The sequence below is a fragment of the Helicobacter sp. TUL genome (assembly GCF_002287135.1).
Lineage (GTDB): Bacteria > Campylobacterota > Campylobacteria > Campylobacterales > Helicobacteraceae > Helicobacter_F.
In genome coordinates this window covers 1-6,761 of sequence record NZ_NESU01000026.1, presented here as the reverse complement: position 1 = coordinate 6,761, position 6,761 = coordinate 1, and the positions used below count along the sequence as shown (strand labels likewise).

Genomic DNA, 6,761 nt, shown 5'->3' with positions numbered 1-6,761 from the left:
TTGCTTGTGAATCTAAGAGCAAGTTTGGATGAAAAGAAGAATCATATACATTAGGGGTGTGTGTTAGAGAAGTAGAAGTTTTAGTTTGCGTGCTAAATACATGCAAGATATCACTATGGATACTTTCTATATATCCTTCACAAGATATAACAAAGGGAGATTGCAGACTTTCTTTAATATGGGCTTTGGTGATGGTAACATATAAGGGAGCAGAAAGGTGGGGGACAGAAATACTAAGTTGCATATAAGAGGACATATGTTTTCCTTAGGGCTATGTTATGTGTCGTAAGAGTGGTGCTATTATAACTATTTCATTGGCATTATTGCTAGTTTGTTTATCTGCAATCTTATAACACCCTGTGTGATTCCAAAACCACACTGCACTAAGCAAAGCTATCTTGCCATTATCAAGCAATGCTTTTCTATGTTCCTCATTGTTTAGGAAGTCTTTGGTATCGTTTGGATAATGCTTGTTATAGTAGGATTGGAATCTTGTGTAGTTACTCTTTCCTGTAAGTTGTTTTATTCCTCTACCTCTAAAGTTATAGCCATCACCTTGTCTCATCACCTAGAATCCACCTTTACAATTAATCTGCCTGTTTTGTCGATTAGGTTGTCTTGGTAGAGGGCAGTAAGTAGGATTATAAATTTTTCCCCATCTATTAATGTTCCATTTCTTTCTTTTTCTCTTTCTGTGAGCAATTCATCTTGCTCACGATTAAAGAGGTCGTTATATTTCTTTTTATTTATAAAAATTCGCATAAATAGTTCATTATTATTATCTAATAAATATTGTGTTAATTCTAGTGTTCCTTGCATATATACTTGTTCTATGTTATACAATATCCCCAAATATGGGTCTTCTAAGCCCCTGCCATAAACATTTAATATATTATTTGCTTCCTCATCGCCATTATCAGCCTGTTTCTCAATCTCACTAATATATTTATCAATGGATTGTATCACTAGCCCTATTTTATTTCTGTTATCCATAGTTTGTTGTATTATTGCTTGAACTTTTGGCTTATCGCTATCCTTTATATTTTGCATTATCAGAGTATAATAACTCATAAAGAAATTATCAGAATAGGCATTATATTCTTGCTCACACATAAATGATTCCACCCTGTTAGTTGCCATATTGCAATCAAAGCTTGGTCTTACGCATTCATTATCTACATTATCGCAATACCTAGAAAAGTCAGCACCACTACATATATATGTCATCAGTATTGACACAAGGATAATATTTCTCATAGTGCCTCCTTAAAAATCCCTAAAGATTCCATTGCTTATATTGGCAGTATTGCTACTTCCAAAGCGTATTCTTTTAAAGGCTTTTTGTCTTTCATCTAAACCATTATAGCCACCATTGACTTTTTTGATTATTCGTCTGTTTCCTCGCAATTAAAACCCTTATTGCGTAGCTCTTGCACAACTTCCCAATCAACCTCTTGACAGAGTCCTCTTTCACAGTATCGGTCTCTCATCTCTGAAAATAATGCTTCATTGGCAAAATCTAGCGGGATAAGATTCTCTTTCTTTGGGTCATCTCGTGGTTGGCGATAATAAATATTAGAAACCAACAATTGCTCATCAATACTATCGCAGATTCTATCAAATATATAGTTATTGTAACTGAACTGATGCAAGTAAAATGTGTCATTTATAAGTCTAAAGGTAAGATAAGATACATGACGATAGGACTCGACTGATGCGTATTCTATCGATTGGCTTTGCAAAGTCCAAAAATTACCTTTAGTTTGTATTCTCATAATACCTTTATCGCAATAATCAAAGATAATTTTATCTGTTTGTAAAACATTTATACAGCTAAAAAAGTCTTCGAATTTACTCACTTCGCTCTCATAGCCTCCTACTTCAGCTATAACAAATACATAAGTTTTATGGTTAAACACTTTATTTTCAACAAACCCAACACCTTCTTCGACGATGTCAAGCCCAGAATGCTCTCGTGTTTTCTTGAGTAAATTTTCCTTGACTAATGCCAAGTCAAGAGCAAAAGAGACATTAATGCAATATAAACACGCAGCAAAGAATTTTAAGAAAGTTTTTGTGCTATTCATCGTTAAAAATCCTTAAAAATATTTTGAGATTTGATTTGTGCATGGCGTGTAGTTCTATCACCTAAATGATTTGTACCACCATTGACCGAAACACTAATGGCTAAAATGCTTTTTGTAGTTTTTATTTTGTCCTTTCCTACTTTTCTTGTGGTTGCTACATTGCCATTTGTCTCATCATCGGCTATTTCATAGAGGTGTTTTCCTCTAAATATTGAGATTTCTGGATAGTCTTTAGCATTAGCAGAGCATTTTTTATTGTTCCAATAATACACCGCACTAAGCAAGGCATATTTTCCATTTTGTAGAATCAAATCTGGTTTTGCTTCAAAATCTGCCACATTATCTATCCACCCCCACTCTTTAGCCTTTGTTGTGAAATCTTTATAATTACTTCTCCCCGTAAGCTGTATTATCCCTCTGCCTCTAAAGTTATAGCCATCATCTCCGCCCTGATTGCCATTTCTGCCACCATACGCCTTATTGCCTATCTCCATTTTATTAGCCTTTTTATCACTCCTCTTATTCACTATATGATTCGCTATCGCTTGAGCGATGAGGATAAAAGCCTTATGAGATTCTGTGCTATACGGAATCTTATAGTTTGTGCCTTGTGCTAGAGAGATTGCAGAATGTCTAAAGGCTAATTGGATTGTGGGATAGGATTGGTATTCTGTAAACGATTCTATAAGCTCTATGGGAGAATAATCTTTATTCTTATCAAATTTCCTTTTAGATTCTATCCCCAGTGTTTTTTCTATCTCTGTGGTATTAGTCTTTTGCTCTATTGCCCCATTGGTTTTAGGTAGAGCATTGATAGAGGTGTTTGCGTGGCTTTTAGATTCTATAATTCTTGTCACTTAGAATCCACCCTTACAATCAATTTGCCTGTTTCATCGATTAGATTGTCAAGATATAACGCACCTAAAACATAATAATATTCCGCTTCTTTATCTTGAAAAATTGCTTTATATTCCTCTGTATGTGTATGAAATATCTGTGTAAAAAGATGTGGGTCATATTGTAAAATAAAGCGTGTAAATTCCATTATTGCTGATTTATAGTGTTCTGATATTATGTCGCCTATCGATTCTTCCCAACTTAATTGTAGCCCACTTCTCTTACTCACTTGTTCCTCATCAGTATATATTTCATTGTTGTGTTCCTGCATTTCCTTATCTGTCTGTTCTACCTCATTGTTTCTTTTTTTTATCATTTCTTTTGCTATTTTTTTAATTTCTGTCTTTCTATCGTCTGAAATATTTTGCATTATGACATAATAGTAACTCGCATAAAAGTTATCCAAGACTGCATTATATCGCCAACGACCAAAGCAAATCAAAGTTTCTGCGGTATTGGTATCTTTATCACAATCAAAGCTCGGCAATGGTTCGTCCTCCCATTGATATATTATGGTATCACTTGCTATTGCTATTTTATCTAGTGAGGCGATTTTATCAAAAGGATTTTTGCTCAACCATTCTTTTGTGCTTTTTACATCAGCAAATATTGCAGTTATCATTAAACATATTAATGCCAACTTGTTCATCATTAATTCCTTTGTTAAAAATCCTCAAAAATATTTGCATTTTTGATTCTTGTATGTTGTTTGGTTCTCTTATCTAACCCATTATAGCCACCATTGACTTTTTTGGTTATTTGCTTGACTATTTCATTGGCATTATTGCTAGTTTGTTTATCTGCAATCTTATAACACCCTGTGTGATTCCAAAACCACACTGCACTAAGCAAAGCTATCTTGCCATTATCAAGCAATGCTTTTCTATGTTCCTCATTGTTTAGGAAGTCTTTGGTGTCATTAGGATTGTGTTTATTATAGTAGGATTGGAAGTTTGCGTAGTTACTTCTACCTGTCAGTTGCTTTATTCCTCTACCTCTAAATTTATAACCATCGCCTTGTTGTGTATTGCCTAGCTTATTGCTATCCGAACGATTCTCATCAGCATATACCTTATTAGCTATAATCACATCTTTAGCCTTTTTATCACTCCTCTTACCCACTATATGATTAGCTATCGCTTGAGCGATGAGGATAAAAGCCTTATGAGATTCTGTGCTATATGGAATCTCATAGTTTGCCCCTTGTGCTAGAGAGATTGCAGAATGTCTAAAGGCTAATTGGATTGTGGGATAGGATTGGTATTCTGTAAAAGATTCTATAAGCTCTATGGGGGAGTAGGCTTTTTTAGAATCAAATTTCTTTTTAGATTCTATCCCCAGTGTTTTTTCTATCTCTGTGGTATTAGTCTTTTGCTCTATTGCCCCATTGGTTTTAGGCAAGAGATTGAGGCAGAAATTGATATAGTCTTGGACTAAATCTTTGATAGCTTTGGTAATGTTTGCCTTATACTTACTTGGTGCATTGTCTAAAATGTCTTTTATATCATAATCACTTGGCTTTTTAGCACTCGCTTCTTTGGCTCTGCCATCAGTGAGGGCTTCTTTGATTTTTTCTTTGTCGGCGTGATAGTAGCTAAAGGTATGCACTAACTGCTTAATACTATAGTGTAAGTCTTCCTCCAGCCTAAACTTACTGCCACCTACCTCCACATAGCATTGGGCAAAGAAATGCTCTAGCCTCGCTCTAGTATCAAGGTTATAGTGCATATACATAGGCTTATGATCTTGCATTCTATTTAGTTCCTCTACCATTTGAGGTAGCATAGTATCCATTTTTGTCTTAGTATTATCTTTTGCTATATTGTATTCAAATACTTCTTTTAGCATATCTAGCGTGATTTTGTAGCATAAACGCACACAGAGTGATACTTTGTCATTTTCATTGAGTGTGAGTAGGGCTGTGAGAATTGCTAGGTTGTCAAATGTTGTATTATCTATATAGATTTTAGTATCCTCTTGTGTGGATTGGGATTGTGTTGTTGAGCTTTGGTGTGTGGATTCTTGCTGTGCAGATTCTTGTGCAGATTTATGAATCTCTAGCGTTTTGTTATGAGCATTGCTGATGAGTAAATGAGAATCTTTTTTAGTGATTGTATAAGGTGTGTCTATATTATCAAAATGCGTGATGAGATAGGGCATAATGCTATGTTTGATAGCAAAGTCTTTGTTTGTTTCTTTATCTTGCATAATAAGCCTAGCAGTGCCATATGAAAGCTCTAGTATAGGGTATTGGCTTATGGTTAGGATAGCATGAGGAGTGCCATAGCTTGTAGTATAGGCTGGAGATTTTGTGTATGCAAAAATGATAAGTTGTTGATTATCTTTGAGATAATCTGTTATTTCTTTTTGTGTGTTATTTTCTATGATGGTGTAGGTAAATTTTGCATTAAGATTAAAGCTTATGATTCTATTGCTTGGTGTATGTGATGTGAAAGTAAGTGGTTGTGCTTTTGAGATTGGAAGGAGTGGATCATTTAGGGATTTTACAATATAGCTATATTGTATTTTTGGGAGTTTGCCCTCATTTTGCTTTGCATTATATCCTTTAAGTGTGGTTTCTACATAGATAGTTTGCTCCTGTGGTGTTTGCGTGTGAGAATCTACTTGTGCCATAACTATCTCTTTTTGTATCTCTTGGTTATCTTGATGTTCTTTTTTATACATTGCAATACTTTCAATAGTTATGCTAAGATTTAGGGATAGTGGAAAAGCACTAGGTTTTGTAGTATGGTGTAATGGCACACAATGGTTGTGATTATCTAATACATACTCATCAGAATCTATGGAAAAATATATATGCTTTGCTAATTCGTTATTGGCTATCTCAAGTTCAAATGTCGCTATGCCTTTGGTGTTTGTGGTAGCCGTTATATCTTTATTATCAATGCGTAAAGTGAGATTAGCAATATTGCCTTTGCCCTTTAGCATTGGCTTTATATAGCATGTTATATTTCTTGTATCAGCCATTATTGTATCCTGTTTATAATATCAAGTCCTTACATCTTTATTTGCTATGTATTTCTTTGTGCTCTATGTTTTAATGCGTATCTCTGATTCATTGTATGCTCCCCTTTATTCTCTACTCACTCTTAACCTCCCCACCTTTTACTACAAGCCCATTAGAATCTATAACTACTTCTACTCCACCTGCTTTTATTATAACAGAGTCTCCCTTAGTTATGATTTGGGTATCGCCTACTTGGTGGAGGATTTGATTGCTTGTAGTATGTATAATGTCTGATTGTGCATTCATATAGATAGAATCTGATTCTATACTTGTAGAATTTTGAGCTTGAAAAGATAAGGTTTGAGAATGGGTGTATAAGCCTTTTTGTGTAGAGATGTTGCCTTGTGATTGTGAGATAATATCAAGATTACCTCCAATATACTCTTGCTTATTCCCCTCTATGATTATCTCACTATTACCTTTAATTGTCGTATGTAAATCCCCACCAACACTACTAGAAAGATTATTATTTATCTCTATTGTTTTATCTCCCCCAACAACCTCACTACTATCCTTAGCTACTCTTAGGCTATGACTTGCTCCTACATTAAGGCTATTGCTTAATCCTACTATAGTATCTTTACTTAAGGCTACATTGGTTAAATATTCTCCTCCTATAGTAACATTTTTAGCTAAGCCTATGGTTTGGGTATGAGCTTTAGTAATAGATTCACTATAGCTTCCTTGCACTTTAGAATCTTTATTGTTGTGTATAGTTTGAGAGAAATTATTATTTATAGATTCTCTAT

8 protein-coding genes and 1 pseudogene are annotated in these 6,761 nt (G+C 34.5%); all 9 read right to left on the bottom strand.

The window, feature by feature from the left end; translation table 11 throughout:
* A pseudogene (locus tag B9T66_RS08535) lies at window positions 1-256 on the bottom strand (contractile injection system protein, VgrG/Pvc8 family); the annotation flags it as partial.
* 15 nt (window positions 257-271) lie between these two features.
* Window positions 272-565: a hypothetical protein gene (locus tag B9T66_RS08530; RefSeq protein WP_257874681.1), complete on the bottom strand. Its 294-nt coding sequence runs from the start codon at window positions 563-565 to the stop codon at window positions 272-274.
* Window positions 565-1,257 carry a hypothetical protein gene (locus B9T66_RS08525; protein ID WP_095628537.1) on the bottom strand — a complete coding sequence of 231 codons (693 nt, stop codon included), beginning with the start codon at window positions 1,255-1,257 and terminating at the stop codon, window positions 565-567. Before B9T66_RS08525 ends, B9T66_RS08530 begins: the two co-directional genes overlap by 1 nt.
* Before the next feature lie 9 nt (window positions 1,258-1,266).
* Window positions 1,267-1,407 (bottom strand): hypothetical protein, encoded by a 141-nt coding sequence (locus B9T66_RS08520; RefSeq protein WP_257874680.1) that lies wholly within the window; start codon window positions 1,405-1,407, stop codon window positions 1,267-1,269.
* Window positions 1,386-2,087 (bottom strand): hypothetical protein, encoded by a 702-nt coding sequence (locus B9T66_RS08515; RefSeq protein ID WP_095628536.1) that lies wholly within the window; start codon window positions 2,085-2,087, stop codon window positions 1,386-1,388. Before B9T66_RS08515 ends, B9T66_RS08520 begins: the two co-directional genes overlap by 22 nt.
* A gap of 2 nt (window positions 2,088-2,089) precedes the next feature.
* Window positions 2,090-2,944, bottom strand: coding sequence for a hypothetical protein (locus tag B9T66_RS08510; protein WP_095628535.1), 855 nt, complete (start codon window positions 2,942-2,944; stop codon window positions 2,090-2,092).
* Window positions 2,941-3,633: a hypothetical protein gene (locus tag B9T66_RS09290; RefSeq protein WP_257874679.1), complete on the bottom strand. Its 693-nt coding sequence runs from the start codon at window positions 3,631-3,633 to the stop codon at window positions 2,941-2,943. Before B9T66_RS09290 ends, B9T66_RS08510 begins: the two co-directional genes overlap by 4 nt.
* Window positions 3,634-3,647: 14 nt before the next feature.
* On the bottom strand, window positions 3,648-5,972 hold the full coding sequence (locus tag B9T66_RS09285) for a glycoside hydrolase family 19 protein (protein WP_257874678.1): 2,325 nt from the start codon (window positions 5,970-5,972) through the stop codon (window positions 3,648-3,650).
* Between the two features lie 112 nt (window positions 5,973-6,084).
* Window positions 6,085-6,761 (bottom strand): bacteriophage T4 gp5 trimerisation domain-containing protein (locus B9T66_RS08955; RefSeq protein ID WP_095628534.1); only part of this gene is annotated, 677 nt, incomplete at its 5' end.

What these genes read in the sequence shown, in the direction of transcription:
- B9T66_RS09290 (WP_257874679.1), bottom strand. Translation starts at nt 3,633, where the DNA reads ATGAACAAGTTGGCATTAATATGTTTAATGATAACTGCAATATTTGCT.
- B9T66_RS08515 (WP_095628536.1), bottom strand. Translation starts at nt 2,087, where the DNA reads ATGAATAGCACAAAAACTTTCTTAAAATTCTTTGCTGCGTGTTTATAT.
- B9T66_RS09285 (WP_257874678.1), bottom strand. Translation starts at nt 5,972, where the DNA reads ATGGCTGATACAAGAAATATAACATGCTATATAAAGCCAATGCTAAAG.
- B9T66_RS08530 (WP_257874681.1), bottom strand. Translation starts at nt 565, where the DNA reads ATGAGACAAGGTGATGGCTATAACTTTAGAGGTAGAGGAATAAAACAA.
- B9T66_RS08525 (WP_095628537.1), bottom strand. Translation starts at nt 1,257, where the DNA reads ATGAGAAATATTATCCTTGTGTCAATACTGATGACATATATATGTAGT.